We start from the raw sequence: 17,862 nt of genomic DNA, 5'->3' as shown, positions 1-17,862 counted from the left end.
TATTGAACTTCTTATTACACAAATTAAAAACAGTAATTACATTAAATTTGTTCGAACAGAAGCCAAAAAAGGGAGTGTAGAATTAGAAATTGGATATTATGATAAATATAAAAGAGATGATGTGTTATTATTTTTGGATTCACTAAATACTTATATTACAGAAGGTTACTATTATGTACCAGAAGTGAAACAGAAGTTTCAAAAGAAACACAATACGTTTGAAATATCATGTTTTGGAGATGATAGTTTAAAATGTCGGGAATATGCAAAACAAGCTGCAAAAATATTAAGTGAAAAAAATATTGGAAAAGTTGTATTAAATTTTAAGAAGGATGAGAGTTATTATGAATTTACTCCGGATAAAACTGTGTTGGCAAAAAATCAACTCACAATTCAAAGTTTATCTGGAACACTTAGATGGTTATTGTTTGGACCAGTAGCTGATAAATGGATTCAAGATGGAAAAGAATATGATATAAGGGTAGTTGGTAAAAATGTAAAGCATCTTGAAATTGAACGTATAAAAAATTTATTTGTTCCAGTTTCAAACGGAAGTGTAAACGTGAAGTCTCTTGGTGAAATTACAAAAACTTCTGGTGTTAGCAAAATATATAGAAAAAATGGACGCAGAGCAGCATATTTTACAGTTGAAACATCTGGATTAAGTACAGATAGGGCAAGAGAGCAGATAGAGCAATTATTAAATATATTAAATCTTGATAAAGGTTATGGTTTTTCTTTTAGTTATGAAATAAACAAATTGTCAGGAAACTATAAGTTAATGTTTACTATTCTTTTACTAAGTATTATCGCTGTTTATATTTTGATGGTATTTCTGACAGAAAATTTTATAAAAGCAATAAAGATAATTTCAATTATTCCTGTTTCTATAGTTCTTCCTCTTGCAATAAAAATGATATTTAGAAGCCCCTTGGAGCTTGGAGGTATTATAGGAATAATTATTTTATCTGGAATAGTATTAACAATGCAATATATATATCAGAAGCATTTTAAAAATGTTTTGTTTAAGGTACGTAATAAGATAAAGAGTATAATTGTTACTTCGCTAACAACAATTATAAGTTCAATTCCATTATATATTTTAGGAAAAGATAGCTTTTCTAAAGCTATAGCATTTTTTATGATATTTGGAATTTTAAACTCTTTTATTAATAGTATTTTCTTATATCCGATTTTTGAATTTGACAAAAAAAACAATAAGGGATTATAATTCCTTCAATATAAATCAGTATTTTAATAAAGTGGGGTTAGTGTGAAAAAAAATTACGAAATAGAATTCGTGAAAGATTTTACAGATTCATATCAGTAATTTTAGTACTGGTATATCTAACCGGTCTATTACCAGCCCAAGCAATTACACACGCATTTGATGAAAGTAAAAATCGGTTAGATTATTACCTTGACAAGGCGGAATTAGAATATGAAGAATCTGATTGGGAGAAAAAGGCGGAGACAGGTTTACATGAGGCCCTGCTTTATTGGGAAAGTGAAAATACATATTTAAAAGAAAACGACTATGAAGAATACCTTAAGCAGAAAAATGAAGCCCAGTTATATCTTGAAATGGAAAAGAACAAAAGTTATGTTAAGTGGCTTTGTGATAAAGTAAATAGAGCCTCGTCTGCAAAAGTAAATAATGAGTTGGCAAACAAGTTAAAAGAATCTAGGGCAGAATTTGATACCAGAGGGTATTCTTTGAATGAGTCAAGCCAACTTCAGATATCATGGTATGAAGAGTCTGAGAATATAATAAACAGCTACCTCAAAAAACTTGATACAGAAAACTTAAATCAGTTACCAGAAATTAAACAGCGCCTCCTTGAAAAAGGAATTTACAGTGCAGACGTTGAAAATGTTTATAACAATGTAGCAATAAACAACCGTACTGCTTTAAGAACAGAAAGCATTCAGCTCTCAAGAAGCGAAGGAAGTAATCTTGTTGCTAGATTCCTAGAAGACAAAGAATCGATTAAAGCAGAAAAATCAGCAGATGCTGCTAAAGTAATTGCAAAAGAACTTGCAGATGACGCATTAACAGTCTCTGATGCCGCAATGGAAACTCTTTTTACAAGTCTTGAAAAATCTTTGAAAAGAGAAAGTGTTGATGATGTGGAAGTTTCAGATTTGCTTGAGAATTTTAAAACAGTATTTAATAAAGGCCTAGCAGTTTGGGAAGATGCGGAAACTGAATTTTTAAAAAGTCGTCAAGAATGGGAAAAAGAGGCCTCTATAACATTCCAGGAAAGCGAACAGAAGTGGGCGGAAGCATATGCGGAATTGAGACAAAAGAGAATAGAATGGGAAGAGGGCATAAATGAAAGAATAAAGAAAACTCAAAAAGAAATTGAACAGAAAAATATCGATTATGAAAATACAATAATTAAAATGTATAATTCATATAACGCAGCACTTGCCAGTGAAAAAACAAGAATGCTGCAAATTGCTGAAAGCCAGATAACTTTATATAACAGTTTACGATCTGCTTTAGTTATGGCAAAAGAAGGAATTGAGAGTTGGTATGGAGTATGGAGTACAAATTATAATGGGCTATATTCATATTGGAAGACAGAGGATAACATAACCAGAGTAAATGGAATATCCTACGATTTTAATGTAGAAACATTTACCGAAGAAAAATCAAAGCAGTTAAAAAATGACCTAGCAGCTATAGTGAATAGCTGGATGCCAAAGAACAACACAATATTTAGTTTTTTTACCAATCCTACAGAATATTCATTAAATAAATTAATAAACGATAATAAAAATAGTTTTAATGAACCAAATAATCCTTTAAATTCCGATTTAAGTAATCTTGATACATTAATAAAATTAGCAGAAACAATTCAGGGCAGTGATGAATTAGTAAAGAGGCTGAAAGCCTTGAAGACCTGCGCAGAGTGGATAGATCAGATAGTTTATTACAAGAAACAGATAAAAAATACACTGAAAGATATTTATAATTTTACAGGTGATAGAGATAAAGTTTTATTCAAGTCAGAACTTGAAATAGAAATAAGCGAAGCAGAAAAATTAGTACAATACTGGGAAGAAGAATTGTATGTAAATCAGAAAGTTGAACAGTACGCAAAAACAACAGATGCAAGTAGAGACACCGCGGCAAAAACAAAAACAGATAAAGAGCAGGCAGAAAAAGCATACGAAGATGCTTTCAACACATATACTACAGAGAGTGGAAAACTAGGCGGTTTAAATAATACCATTTCGGAAAGGGCTGCAGAGTTAAATACAATAAATGAACAGCTTAGTGCAAAACGAAGCGAAATAGAAAAACTGACAAAGGAATATGAGGCATTACAGGCAATCGACCAGGGTGTAAATATAAAGACAGTAACACAGCAGATAAAAAAATCTATCGATGATTACGAAAAAGTCCTAGAACAGTTGAGGGACGCTGAAAAGGAAATGAGTTTTGTAGGATATTCAAATAGTGTTCTACAGGAATATGATGATTTAATATCAAAGCAGGCTGATTATATTAATTCTGAAAATACAATAATTAGTTATCTTTCGGCTGTTAGAGATGCAATCACAACTGAAACAAATGGCTATTACATGACCATTAATGTGTTATTGGCTGAACTTGGCGCTACTTATGGACAAAATGATAACGTTGTTACAGATATCAGAAATAAAGCTTCTGAGCTTGATACGATTCTTTCAAAGAGTGAATATTCAATTGAATATAAGGCTTATTGTGTTGAGCATTATGTAAATATTCTGAAAGCAGATTTTGACTATCTTAAAAATTGTGAAGAAATAAAAGTAAGTGCAGCTCAGGGAAACGCCAAGAATACTTATTCTACAATATCATACAGCAATGATTTTAATTCTTATGTACAAGATGTAATTAGCATTCTAAAAATAAAAGAAGACAGTAATAAAGAATTAATTGAAACAATAGAAAATGCTTTAGCAGATTCAGAAAATACTGTAACTATATTAAATGATGATGAGAAATTAAAACTATTACTTTCAAAAAATTATATTTTTGAAGATGCGGAATTACAGTATTCTTATAATCTTCTTGTAGCTGATAGAAAGAACTCAAAAGATTTAAGAGCAAAATTAATATCTAAAAATGATGGGCTGGATGAAGAAGGCCGTCTGAATAATTGTGCATATAGAAAAAACATTTATGAACAAACTAGAAGTGAAATTGCATCTGAATTGAATAATAATACGAAAAAAGCCGAGTCTGGCTATACTGAAGTAATAGATTATATATGTGATTTGTATAAAAAGACAAATGAAGAAATAAAAACAACAAAAACAGCAGAATCCGCGCTTACAAAGTATATTAATGCATATTTATATAGCGAAGCTTTCAGATATAGAATAAGTAGCAGTTATAACGATGCAGAAGTAAAATCAAAAATTGAAAACCTTACAACAATAATAAATGGAACTGATGTACAAACGCTTTCGGAAGATGAAGCTGATGACTATACCAAAACTTACTGGACTTTGGTTTTCTTAAAATACACTGTAAGCCATTCAAGTGAGATTGACAACTGGTATGAGAAAATTAAGAATACACAGTTCTGCGCATCTGAGCATTTAAGTGATGATGAAAAAACAAAATATGCGCAGACAGTAAATAACTGGAAGACTACCCATCAGGCAGAACTTGACGCAAAAGTTGCAAATGAGAGAAAATTCTTTAGTTCAGAATTAACAGCAATTGAAAATGCGAAGAATAAAACAATTGACTATACATCATATAACCAGAATTTAGAGACTCTTGCAAAACTAGAATCCTCACTTAGCGAATACGCAGAGATTTACTCAAAATATACTCTTTCTAAAAACCAGATAAAGCAGCAAGCTCAGCAGAAGATAGATGAAATCGCATCAAAAGAATTTGAATATCAAGCAATGCGGAAAGGTTATGAGACTGCAGTTACTAACCTGAAAAATGTGGGCAATGCCTATAATAATCAGATAGAAAAAGTAAATGGATTTTATAGAGATGTATTAGAAGCACGAAAAAAACTAAGAGCCGCAGAGGCAGTTTATGACTGGGCTGAGAGTATCTATCTTGAAAACATCGGAGACACAGCCGGCTCTGACTACATTACACCTAAAGAAAAATTAAGCAGTGTACAGTATTCTTACAATAGAGCGAAACTTTCATTAGATATTCTCAATGAGGTTAAAACAAAGAAGACCGAAGAATCGGACACTGCTTTAATCAAAGACTTCAAGGATAAAGACAAGCTTTATTATGAAGCTTATGTAATAAGTTATGAAGTTGCAGAAAAAGCACAGGAAGCGTATGCTCAATTGCAGCGCGCAGAACAGAATGTAGAGAATGCAAGGATGTCTTTGATAGGTTCTGCAAAGGATAATAGTTGTGCTAAAGGTGTAAAAACTGTAGTTACAGTAGACAGTAAGAATAATATCAGTGTTTCTTATGAACTTAATAGAAATGCAGAAACAAAAGCTTCAGACTGTTTTTATAATAAGAAATACGAAAATTCAAACGGAAAAACTGTTACCCTTGGAACAATTCCAAAGACTGCTTGTGAAATAGAAGCAGAGCAGTGGTTTAATAGTATGAAGGATAATCCATCATATTTTAAGCAGGTAATTGCGGCTGCAGTTTATTACGAATATTTCGTAGTCTCTAATAAGGGGTTCGTTGAGAATGATTCTAATGAAGATGTTTTTGCAGTATTAGCTGATGGTGTGAATCTGGCCGATTTTTATGTAAATGGATATAGCAAACAGCATGGCAATAATGTAGGCGAAACATTTAAGAATGCTGTAGTGTCATATTTAAGCACTTGTTACAATTCTGTAAGTTCAACAGATATTGCAAAATGTATTCTTTTCAGAAATATTTCTGGAAAATATTCATCAAATATTGAGAAACTCGAAACAAATACAGTAAAAGAATATGCATATGGAAGAGTAGAAAGTTGGCTTGATGGTATAAAAGCTGATCACTGGTTCTCAAAATGGTTTTTGTGGGGATTATTCAGAGGACTTGATGCAGAAGGACGATGGGCAGAAGAAGCATCTGATACAATGAAAAATGCAAAAACTGGAGTTTCGTCAATTTATGATAGCCACTACAAAGAATTTGAAAACAGCGTAAATGGTATAACTTCTTCAAAAGAAACAATGAATAACGCTAAAAAGAATTTCTACAAGATTTCAACTGGTTCAGATACTCCAACAGACGAAAATGTGAAAGGCAGCCAGCTGAAGAAGACAATTCGTGCTATTCTTTCAGATGATGTAAAAGCTAAGGTTGATATAGATACTATTCTTGGCAAGATAAATGATGATGCAGAGTATAAAAATGTAGTTGAGGCAATGAAAGCTGCTGTAGTTGCATTCCAGAGCGAGGCAGCTCAGGCAAAAACGTTGCTGGAAAATGAGCAGAATACATTGTTCAGCAGTCAGTATAATTATTCAAAACTTTATGAAGCAGAAGTAAATAAAGGAATTGCGATTTCAAAAGAAAGTAAAGAAAAATTGAGAGAACTTGCAATAAAAGCTTCTGACCTCACACTTACCGTTACAGAACGAAATGCAGCTTCAGAAGCCTATGAGCAATTATTTAATTCATTGACAGTTACAGCAGACAGAGATTATCTGAAAACATTGGCAGACAAGACCTGGGGCGCTAATACATTTAATTCAAGTAGGCGTACTGAATCATTGTCTACTTTGTTTGAATCTTATGTAAATGGCAACTCAAAAATCTTTACAAATGAAAATAGAGCGGCAGAAATATATATATCAGAAATGCTGAACAACTGGTATGTAAATTATTCTGATGTTCTTGAAAATAGAAAGAATGCTAAACTAGAAGAATATAAAAATGAACTTAATTATGGTAAGAATTCTTTTGTAACACAAAATAACAATGTCTTAAATCAAATATATGATATAAGAGATGCATCAAGAGTTGAATGGTGTAAGGCAGAAGAAAAATTAAATGCAGTGTATAATACATGGAAGAGAGATTTCTTAAAAGCATATCAGAAAAATACAGAAGAGTGGCAGAACAACTATGATGACTTTCTGAATGATAAACAGGAATGGATTACAACAATGTATGTCGAAGCCGCTAATCAGACATCATTTACAGAGGAAAAGACTGCAGAGTTGGCAAGTAAGTCATTGGAAAAGGCAAGAAATATTACACTTGAAAAAATGAATGGAGTCTCATTTGATACAGATTATTATGTAAGTGAGCTTCTTGGCAGTACAAACCTTGCAAACCTTGAAAGCCATATGGCAGAGGTAGGAACAAGACTTGACAAGATACATGGCCTTTCCGCTATGAATACAAGTGATGCCGCAGATTCGATTGCCGGACTCTTGGTTTCTCAAAATATTTCTGCAGAAATAACATCAAAGATGGAAGCGACAGCTTCCAAACTTGCAGCTGCACATGCTGTAGAAAACATTGAAGCTAATATTGAACAGAGCTACAAAATGGTAGATAATTATAATAAATATTATGAAGATTATGTAAAAGAGCTTGTTTTAGGTGCCGGATATCAGTGGACTAAAAATGGAAGTTCACGAACTGTAACAGTTGACTCAAGTTTGATGGGAACAAAACACGAGACTCAGCGTGTAAACAGTTTCCAGTGGTTTAAAACTGCAATTCCAGAGGTGTCAATCAGTACTGCTTTATTAGGAAACCTTGAAGGCGCATCGCTTGCATTGGCAATGGCTCAAGATGAAAGTGATCTTGAACAGTGGCGTATCCAGATTTTTGGAAAAGGTGAAGGAGACAATAGACAAAAAGGCGAGTTTGATATCTGGGTTGGAGAAGGCGGTACTTTAATAAAAGATGTAGATCCGTCAGATTCACTCAGCGACAATACAGAGTTTGACGGTTCCGGCCAAATGGGCTCAATAATGCTCAATTTTGCATGGAATGAAGTCCAGAAAGGCAAGGGAATTTCAGAACTTGCTAAGCCCGGCTGGGATCAGAAACTCTGGTCTGGAGATTTCCTTGGCTTTGAACCTCCAAGCATTCGTACAGTAGCCTGTGTAGCGGCAGCAGCGGCGGCGGCAATAGTAGGAGCAGTAGCAAGTCCGTTTACAGTAGGTTCATCAGCAGTTCTGGGAGCGATGGCGGTAGCAGCTATAGGAGCAGCGATAACATTTACAAATGAATGTCTTTTTGCCTTACTTGATTTAGCAGGAGAATATAAAAGTCCTGAAGAGATAGGAAAGCAGCTTGCAACGAGTGCGGCAACAAGTGCGATAAGTGTGTTGGGAGCGGGAGCAGGAGCTGCAGTTTCGGGATTAAGTGGGATAGGAGGAGTGGTAGCAAAGACTGGAGTAAGTGCTGCAACGAGTGTAACCAGCACAGTAACGGTAAATGCAATACAAAGTGGAGGAGATTGGGACAAATTTTCTGCCAGTATGAAGAGCTTTGACACCTGGAAAGGCTGTATCTCAAGCACTGCAGGAAGCCTTGTGACGAATAGCCTGAGCGAGGCTGTAGTCGGCGCACGATATGAAAATGTTCTTGGTGAAGGCGGCAAAAAGATAACAAGACTTGAGCACAGCAAACTGGACGGATTCAACTCAAGCCAGATAGGAAGTATTTCAAATTTAAATTCAACAATCGGAAGTCTTGCAAGTACCGCAGTTACATACGGATTAACGGGAGAGGCGACATTTAATGTCCTTAATATATCTGATTTTGGAGCAGGAGCAAGCAGTGGATTGTTGGAAGTAACTTTGGGAGGCAAAAAAGGTTTTTCCAGTAGAATAGGAACCGGCGGAGCAGATGTAAGCAGAGGTAGTTTAATGACTGCACTGGCAGGAATCAATAACCTTAAGATGAACGAAAAGATTAAGAAAGCAGCAGCCAATAATAATATGGAAAATGCAGCCACAGCGTTACGTATGCAGTACGGTTTTGGAGATGAGAAGCAGTTGAAACAACTGGATGATATTCTCAATGGAAAATCAGGTTTGAAAGCCGGTACCGGTAATGGAGATGCACAAACTGTTATGGAAAATGGTCAGCGTACAGTTTATCTAAATAAATATAAAGAAAACATGACACGTGAAGAGAAGCTTGCAATGGGAATAACACTAGGACACGAGGCATATAGGGATGGAGTTGTAGGAGATGCTCAGAGTCAGTTCAACGAGACTGCGGAAGCTGTTCTGGGACACACAGCCCTTGCAAAACGAATGCAGGGCGACAGCATGTACAAGGACATGATGACTGGTCTTATAAATACAGACGTAAACCTGAAAAACGACATGACGGCCTTTGACTATGCGCTCGCAACCGGTGACTGGGGCGCATTTGGAAAATATGTAGGTGATAATTATGATTATTCTGCGGATTATTGGTTATTTAAGCTTGACGGCTCTATTGAAGATGATGGAAATTATTATTTTTCAAGAGAAATCGTCGATGAAAAAGGTGACTATATACCAGAAAAAATTGAAGGATCTGATTTTACGGGTTCCAAATCCCTTGCATTATTAAATGCCATTGGTATTGAAAATGTTCAAAAAATGTTAGGTGGAACAATAGACAGTTTGGGACAAATACCCGATGAAGTAATTAAAAGTGTGACAGGACTTGATATTGATAAAATTCCTTCTTCTGAACATAAGTCAATATTTGAAAACAATAAAGAAAAATTGATAGCTGAGTATTTATTGACAAAAAATGGCGCCAACTGGGATTCATCAACATCAAAATGGAGTGGTGGAAATCTAACCATTCCTGGTTTGGAACAAAATGACAGTCTTGGAGTTTATAGGGAAGTGGATACAGGAAAGTATGTATTCTTTACGGCGGGACTGGGTTTTATCCGCGAAGATAATGCATTTAGTGTGTATGATGACGGGAAAGGCGGGTATAAAGATAAAAAAAAAGTTGCTTTTGAAGACCGTGATAATAAATCGGCTACATTTTTGATGAAAGATGTGTTTACAGGGAAGGATATTGCCCGACAGACATTTGACAATGCATTTACCAGTATTGATAATACAAATAATCCTAGACAGACCATTGTTTCTGAATATTTTAAGATGTATTTAGTTAATTCCAACCCATGGAGAAAAAATGCATATGGAGTAGACCAAGTTGGAGTGTTTAATGGTGCTGTAACTATGGAAGGGCGTACTCTTGATATGACAGGCAAAGATAGACCTGGAGCAAAATCTACTTTATATCATTCTATGAGTCAAAATGCTGGGTCTGAAAACTGCTTTGGACCTATGAGTGATAAAAATGTTGGAAATTGGAATAGTAAACAAAGTATTGGCACAGGTGCGTACTACTTTAATAAGCAACTAGAACGATATAGAGAACTTCGTATTTACAATGGTTACCAGTTTAATATTCATTTAAAAGGAAAGTTGAGACCATGAAGAAAATTATCTTAATTTTTAGTGTTTTTTTTATGGAGGCAATGCTATTTTCTGAAAAAATTAATATAGATATAACTTATTTTACAAATATTTATGATAAAGGACTGATTTTATATTATTTAAGTGAAAAACAATTTGCTATTATTACAGCTGGTAAAAGGGAAGTTTTTGAAAAAGAGGGGCTTCTTCTTCAGTATTCGTATGATGTGGAAAAAGAAGTTCAAGGTTACTTTGTAAAAAATTCTCTTTCGAGGAAAAAAGAATCTAATATAGATGAATACTACATAGAAGGAAAAGGTATAATAATTCCCATTATTGTTAGACCAAAATATGGAGTAGATATGCCAAACGAAATGTTTCGTGATATTGATGATAGGAAAAGTTTTGATTATAAAATGTGGAAAGAATACAAAAAATAATCCGATAAAACCTATATAGAATCATGTAGAGAGACTCACAGAGTTGCAATTTATGATGCTGGTATAAAATCAATCAAAGCGTCATCTTCTTTATCGGAAAATACTAGGAACGGTTTTGTAGAGTATTTGGCGAATAATATTCTTGAAAAAATTTATTATATGGATACAGATGACTATGATAAAACTCTTTACGACTCAATAACCCCTCCCTGGGTAGAAGGTGTAAAGGGTTATGGCATAGGCGAATATCTGGATATGGAGTTCAAGTGGAAGTCTGATGAAATGCAGATACTGAACGGATTTGTAGACTTTACACGCATGGATTTGTATGAAAAGAACAGCAGGGTAAAAACTGTACTAATAGAAAGTGAAAATCCAAAATTCGCACAGGAGTACGAACTTGATGACATTGTAAGATATACCGTTATAAAACTGCCAGCAAAGACAGACAAGATCAGAATGACAATAAAGGATGTGTATAAAGGCAGTAAATATGACGACACCTGCATTTCTTCAATACTGGTAACAAATCCAAATTTGCCAAGTTATGAGGAAATGTCAGCAAGAATCCTTAATACTATTAAAGAAGGTGTTTATGACTGGCGTTATGATAAAACTGAGCCTTTGCCAGATTTTATAAAAGCAATGGGAAAAAGTGGAATAATCCTACAGTAAACTATGGGGGGCGTTACGGGGGCGGACTAAGACAAATTGAAAAGGACTGCAATAGTACAAACATCTGAAAACTTCATTGCCCCCGTTGGAAGGGGTAGCGAGCAACGAAGTGCGAGCGAGGGGAAGGCTTTTCCCCTCTTTCTTCAACTTGCATTATGGATTGGTAAATGCAATACAAAGTGGAGGAGATTGGGATTCATTTTCTGCCAGCATGAAGAGCTTTGACACTTGGAAAGGCTGTATCTCTAGTACTGCAGGAAGCCTTGTAACGAATAGCCTGAACGAGGCTGTAGTCGGCGCACGGTATGAAAATGTTCTTGGTGAAGGCGGCAAAAAGATAACAAGACTTGAGCACAGCAAACTGGACGGCTTCAACTCAAGCCAGATAGGAAGTATCTCAAGCTTCAATTCAACTATAGGGAGTCTTGCAAGTACCGCAGTTACATACGGATTAACGGGAGAGGCGACGTTTAATGTCCTTAATATATCTGATTTTGGAGCAGGTGCAAGCAGTGGATTGTTGGAAGTAGCTTTGGGAGGCAAAAAAGGTTTTTCCAGTAGAATAGGAACCGGCGGAACGGATGTAAGCATGGGAAATCTGAAAACAGCACTTGCAGGAATTAATAATCTGAATATGAACTCAAAGATAAAAAAAGCTGCTAAAGCAAATAATATGGAAAATGCAGCCACAGCGTTACGCATGCAGTACGGTTTTGGAGATGAAAAGCAAATGCAGCAGCTTGATGATATATTGAACGGTAAAGCCGCGATAAAGGCAGGCGATGGAAAGGGCGATGCACAAACTGTTATGGAAAATGGTCAGCGTACAGTCTATCTAAATAAATATAAAGAAAACATGACACGTGAAGAGAAGCTTGCAATGGGAATAACACTAGGACATGAATCATATAGGGATGGAGTTGTAGGAACACAGAGTGAACAGATAAATGAAACTGTAGGAGCGGTTTTTGGACACACAGTGATGGCAGATAAAGTTCAAAAAGATAAAAATTATGAGAAAATAATGAAAGGCATTATCGCAGATAAATCACTATTTACTACAGATTTACAGAAAGATTTGTCTTACTTTGAAGATTTCAAGAAGACAGGGGATATAAAAGCCTTTGGAGACTATGTATTGGATAATTATGATTATTCGGCTGATTATTGGAAGGTCTTGGAAAATGGAAATATTGGCTGGGACGGACAGTTTGATCTTTTTGATGAAAATGGAAGTTTATTACATCATACAGATAAAACAAGTTATACAGAAGCTTTGGCAGAACATCTTGGAATAACGCAGGAAGCAGCCAATTCATTGATTGTAAACGCAGGATATGATCATTTTGTAAAAGGTGAAAACGGACAAGCCGGTTATTTTGTAGGTGCAAATGGTCGGAAAGTGACAGATAAAAACGAAATTCAAACATCAGAAAAATTTAAGGCAAGTTATGATTTTCAGGTGAATTATGCGGATAAAGTATTGGATAAATATAATGGAAATATGGTTTCAGCATTACAAGATTATCATTTTAATAGTTTAATGGGAGAAACACTGGCTTCTTCTCAAATAATTTCAACAATGATGAGTGGTCTTTATATTTTTGCCGAAGCTTATGATGATTCTATACAAAAATTTGGAAATGTGGGTAGTAATAATATTACCAAAGAAATTTATGAAAACATATATAATCAGACTGGCTGGCAAAGTAATAATAATATTCTCTATGAGTATCTTAAAGATGGAACAATAAGTCCTGTTGTGGGATATTCATATATAACAACAAAAGCTTTTTATGAAGCAGGTCTTGAATATTTGGGAATACCAGAAGGGGCTATGCATTCTACTTCAATAAATGGAACTGCAGTTGATTTAGGTACAAATTCCAATAATCATCCTGTTGTTTCAGTTTTTAACAGTTCATTTTTAATCGATAATTCGTATGGTTATACAAATGGAGGTGGTAATTATATTTCACTTTATACAAATAATTTGAAGACCGATTATAAACATCTGTTAGGAAGTTCAAACGCATATAACACAATTAATAGTTTGAATTCGTACGGGCGTAATGCAGGGATATGGAGTTTCCCTGTTCCAAGTAATTATCAGATTGGCAATGTTGGTAATTCCGGAACACTAACTACTAATATTCATCTACATTTTCAAAATACAAGATTGAGGTAGAGTATGAAAAAAAATAATATTTTGATTTTTCTTATTGTTTGTATTTTTTTTAATGGGAAAGTAATTGCAAATGGAGTGAATATCCAAGATTTTCTGCTAAATGAAACTATAACAATTGGATTAAGATTTAATGAAAAATCAGATAATTTAGCAGGTGTAATTCATTTTGACAAAGGTCATGTGTCAAGTTCTGGAAATGGAACATTTTCAATAATTATTAATCCTGATTATCTTATTAAAGGTGATTATCTAGAAATCTATTATACAAGATGTTTCGCTCAGAATTTTTTTGATGAGAATAGAAGTTATTTTAGGTGGTCATTTCCAGAACGATTAAAAGTAAATGTTTCTGTTGAAGATTTAATGAAGGCTAAGAATTCTTGGAATCATTTTACAAGAGTTTCAATTGATACCTCACAAACCTATCCGATAACGTGTCAAGCAATTATAATCGATGATTTAAATGTCCGTGATGAACCATCTTTGGAGGGAAAGAAAATTGGTACGCTGAAGAAGAGAGACGAAGTAACTTTATACGAGCAAAGGAAAACCTTTGATGAAAAAATCGATGGTGAAAAAAATCCATGGTATAAAGTAAAAATTAGTGAAAATCAATATGGCTGGATTTACGGATACTATGTAAGAATTTTCTTTGAAGATGAAAATCTCGGGTATTCAGATAAAGAAAAAATCCTGGAAAGTATCGAAAATTAACATTTTTTTCGGGTATAATGCGCCTGTAAAATAGAACACAAAAGGAGACTGGTTCAAAGTGTAAACAGCTGATAAGATAAGAAAGGTGTTTTGCACAATGGGAAGAAAACGATAGACAAAAAGGCGAGTTTGATATCTGGGTTGGAGAAGGCGGTACTTTAATAAAAGATGTAGATCCGTCAGATTCACTCAGCGACAATACAGAGTTTGACGGTTCCGGCCAAATGGGCTCAATAATGCTCAATTTTGCATGGAATGAAGTCCAGAAAGGCAAGGGAATTTCAGAACTTGCTAAGCCCGGCTGGGATCAGAAACTCTGGTCTGGAGATTTCCTTGGCTTTGAACCTCCAAGCATTCGTACAGTAGCCTGTGTAGCGGCAGCAGCGGCGGCGGCAATAGTAGGAGCAGTAGCAAGTCCGTTTACAGTAGGTTCATCAGCAGTTCTGGGAGCGATGGCGGTAGCAGCTATAGGAGCAGCGATAACATTTACAAATGAATGTCTTTTTGCCTTACTTGATTTAGCAGGAGAATATAAAAGTCCTGAAGAGATAGGAAAGCAGCTTGCAACGAGTGCGGCAACAAGTGCGATAAGTGTGTTGGGAGCGGGAGCAGGAGCTGCAGTTTCGGGATTAAGTGGGATAGGAGGAGTGGTAGCAAAGACTGGAGTAAGTGCTGCAACGAGTGTAACCAGCACAGTAACGGTAAATGCAATACAAAGTGGAGGAGATTGGGACAAATTTTCTGCCAGTATGAAGAGCTTTGACACCTGGAAAGGCTGTATCTCAAGCACTGCAGGAAGCCTTGTGACGAATAGCCTGAGCGAGGCTGTAGTCGGCGCACGATATGAAAATGTTCTTGGTGAAGGCGGCAAAAAGATAACAAGACTTGAGCACAGCAAACTGGACGGATTCAACTCAAGCCAGATAGGAAGTATTTCAAATTTAAATTCAACAATCGGAAGTCTTGCAAGTACCGCAGTTACATACGGATTAACGGGAGAGGCGACATTTAATGTCCTTAATATATCTGATTTTGGAGCAGGAGCAAGCAGTGGATTGTTGGAAGTAACTTTGGGAGGCAAAAAAGGTTTTTCCAGTAGAATAGGAACCGGCGGAACGGATGTAAGCATGGGAAATCTGAAAACAGCACTTGCAGGAATTAATAATCTGAATATGAACTCAAAGATAAAAAAAGCTGCTAAAGCAAATAATATGGAAAATGCAGCCACAGCGTTACGTATGCAGTACGGCTTCGGCGATGAAAAACAAATGCAGCAGCTTGATGATATATTGAACGGTAAAGCCGCGATAAAGGCAGGCGATGGAAAGGGCGATGCCCAGACTGTTATGGAAAACGGTCAGCGTACAGTCTATCTAAATAAATACAAAGAAAACATGACACGTGAAGAGAAGCTTGCAATGGGAATAACACTAGGACATGAATCATATAGGGATGGAGTTGTAGGAGATGCTCAGAGTCAGTTCAACGAGACTGCGGAAGCAGTGCTTGGACACACAGCCCTTGCAAAACGAATGCAGGGCGACAGCATGTACAAGGACATGATGACTGGTCTTATAAATACAGACGTAAACCTGAAAAACGACATGACGGCCTTTGACTATGCGCTCGCAACCGGTGACTGGGGCGCATTTGGAAAATATGTGGGAAATAATTATGATTATTCTGCGGATTATTGGCGGGTATTAAGTGATGGAAATATAGTTTTTGATGGCTCTAAAGATTTGTACGATGAAAACGGTCTTCTATTAAAACATTATGAAGGCAGTGGGGGATATACAGATTCTTTGGCGAAAATGCTTGGTATTTCTGTAGAGGAAGCCAGTTCAAAATTGCATAACGATTATGTTTGGGATGCAGACAAGAAAGCATGGATTGGAAAGCCAGAAAACTCTAGTATAAAAACATCGGATTCGTTTAAGGCTGCATATGATTTTCAGGTTAACTATGCTGATAGAGTCTGGTCTGATTTTGGCGGTAGTATGGAGACTGCTGTATCTATGTACAAATCAGACTATGCATTTGAAAATGGATTAATTACTAATGATCAGCTATTGCAGCTTAATTTATTGTTCGAATTTTATGATTATGCAAAGAAATATGATAGTTATATGATTAATTATTTTAATGATAAATTAAATAAACAGTATAATTCTTCAGATTCTAAAAGTGCTTTTAGAGAAATTGAAAGAATAATTAATACAAATGCATTTTGTGATGACAACTATATTTATAATGCTTTCGGTTCTGGAGGAATTTTAAATCCTATTGATAGTGAAACAATAGGAATTTCCACAAAATCAACTTATCATTATAAAAATGGGACGTATGCTAATCATGGTTGGGGAAATCCTCGTGGCTTTGCAATTGATTTAGCTACGTATGGAAAACAAGGTGATATAGTTTATACGAATATTGATAGTTATTTATACTCAAATTCTGTAAATAAAAATTTGCCATTGAATAAAAACACAGGATATGAAGTAAGACTTTTTGGTAATAGAAATACTACTTATTATGGTCATTTGCAAGAAAATTCTATTGCAACTGCAAAACTGAAAAATCTTTCAAATTATACAACTTCAAGTAATTTATGGAGAACTTATATTCCAGCCGGTACTCAGATTGGAAATGTTGGTAACACAGGTAATTCTACGAATTCTCATTTGCATTGGGAGTACAGAAAAAATTATCAGTATTGGCATAATAGGAGATAATAATGAAAAAAAATATTTTTTTTGTTTCTATGTTTTTGTTTGCATCTTATTTTTACGCTCAAGTTGTAAAAAAAAATCCAAATCTGCAAACTTGTTTTTTTGATAAGTATAACATATCTTATGACTCTCTATATATCTGTCTTAGGGTGATGAAGATTTTTTAGTCGGAGAATTATTGTTTGAATATCCAAATAAAATTACTTTAGGTTTTAGTTCAGCTGGATATTATTTAAATTTTGATAATATTAATTTTGAAGATAATTTTATAGAGATAGATTTTATAGAGATTTGGATAGGGGCGGAAGAAACTTCTGCTGAAGAAAAAAGAATGTTTCTTAAATATAAAGCAAGAATAGATAAAGAAAAAATATCAAATACAGCATCTTGGATTGTAGAAGTCTATGGTATTGATCCAATTTTTATAGCAGAAGATACAATAGGGTCTGTAAATAAATTTGAGTCAAATTTTTTTGTAAAAGAAAAAACATTTTTAAGAAAATCAAAATCTTTGGATTCTGAAATAATAATGGAATTAATTCCAGAGAATATTTTCAATATAATCGATGTATGTTGTACGGAAAAGTCAAAAAATGATATTTGGCTAAAAGTGGAGTACGAAGATAAAGAAGGTTATATTCCCTTTTTGTCTTTGTCGGAAAATTGGACTGTTATGGAAAATAATCTTATCTATGAGGAATAGGTTAATTTGTTC

General features: G+C 34.8%; 9 protein-coding genes. All 9 read left to right on the top strand.

The window, feature by feature from the left end; translation table 11 throughout:
- Positions 1–184 precede the first annotated feature (184 nt).
- Positions 185–1,231: an efflux RND transporter permease subunit gene (locus H9I37_RS08600; RefSeq protein ID WP_187382143.1), complete on the top strand. Its 1,047-nt coding sequence runs from the start codon at positions 185–187 to the stop codon at positions 1,229–1,231.
- Positions 1,232–1,584: 353 nt separating this feature from the next.
- Positions 1,585–10,419 (top strand): rhoptry family protein, encoded by an 8,835-nt coding sequence (locus tag H9I37_RS08595; protein WP_187382141.1) that lies wholly within the window; start codon positions 1,585–1,587, stop codon positions 10,417–10,419.
- Positions 10,416–10,838 carry a hypothetical protein gene (locus H9I37_RS08590; RefSeq protein ID WP_187382124.1) on the top strand — a complete coding sequence of 141 codons (423 nt, stop codon included), beginning with the start codon at positions 10,416–10,418 and terminating at the stop codon, positions 10,836–10,838. The genes H9I37_RS08595 and H9I37_RS08590 overlap by 4 nt, the downstream gene beginning before the upstream one ends.
- 159 nt (positions 10,839–10,997) lie before the next feature.
- Positions 10,998–11,513, top strand: coding sequence for an NADase-type glycan-binding domain-containing protein (locus H9I37_RS08585; RefSeq protein WP_187382122.1), 516 nt, complete (start codon positions 10,998–11,000; stop codon positions 11,511–11,513).
- Positions 11,514–11,673: 160 nt separating this feature from the next.
- Positions 11,674–13,701: a hypothetical protein gene (locus H9I37_RS08580; protein ID WP_187382139.1), complete on the top strand. Its 2,028-nt coding sequence runs from the start codon at positions 11,674–11,676 to the stop codon at positions 13,699–13,701.
- 3 nt (positions 13,702–13,704) lie between these two features.
- Positions 13,705–14,415, top strand: coding sequence for an SH3 domain-containing protein (locus tag H9I37_RS08575; protein ID WP_187382137.1), 711 nt, complete (start codon positions 13,705–13,707; stop codon positions 14,413–14,415).
- A gap of 224 nt (positions 14,416–14,639) precedes the next feature.
- Entirely contained in the window at positions 14,640–17,150 is a 2,511-nt protein-coding gene (locus H9I37_RS08570; protein ID WP_187382135.1) for a M23 family metallopeptidase, read from the top strand.
- Positions 17,151–17,152: 2 nt separating this feature from the next.
- Positions 17,153–17,314 carry a hypothetical protein gene (locus tag H9I37_RS08565; protein ID WP_187382133.1) on the top strand — a complete coding sequence of 54 codons (162 nt, stop codon included), beginning with the start codon at positions 17,153–17,155 and terminating at the stop codon, positions 17,312–17,314.
- Between the two features lie 11 nt (positions 17,315–17,325).
- Positions 17,326–17,850, top strand: coding sequence for an SH3 domain-containing protein (locus H9I37_RS08560; protein WP_187382131.1), 525 nt, complete (start codon positions 17,326–17,328; stop codon positions 17,848–17,850).
- Positions 17,851–17,862: the final 12 nt, after the last annotated feature.

It is taken from the genome of Treponema sp. Marseille-Q3903 (assembly GCF_014334335.1).
Lineage (GTDB): Bacteria > Spirochaetota > Spirochaetia > Treponematales > Treponemataceae > Treponema_D.
Note: the sequence above shows the minus strand (reverse complement) of the source record. Positions and strands in the feature narration are given on the sequence as shown.

Bases quoted from the DNA above. Each gene is read 5' to 3' on its own strand.
- H9I37_RS08595 (WP_187382141.1), top strand. From the start codon at position 1,585: ATGGAAAAGAACAAAAGTTATGTTAAGTGGCTTTGTGATAAAGTAAAT.
- H9I37_RS08590 (WP_187382124.1), top strand. From the start codon at position 10,416: ATGAAGAAAATTATCTTAATTTTTAGTGTTTTTTTTATGGAGGCAATG.
- H9I37_RS08585 (WP_187382122.1), top strand. From the start codon at position 10,998: ATGGATACAGATGACTATGATAAAACTCTTTACGACTCAATAACCCCT.
- H9I37_RS08575 (WP_187382137.1), top strand. From the start codon at position 13,705: ATGAAAAAAAATAATATTTTGATTTTTCTTATTGTTTGTATTTTTTTT.
- H9I37_RS08570 (WP_187382135.1), top strand. From the start codon at position 14,640: ATGGGCTCAATAATGCTCAATTTTGCATGGAATGAAGTCCAGAAAGGC.
- H9I37_RS08565 (WP_187382133.1), top strand. From the start codon at position 17,153: ATGAAAAAAAATATTTTTTTTGTTTCTATGTTTTTGTTTGCATCTTAT.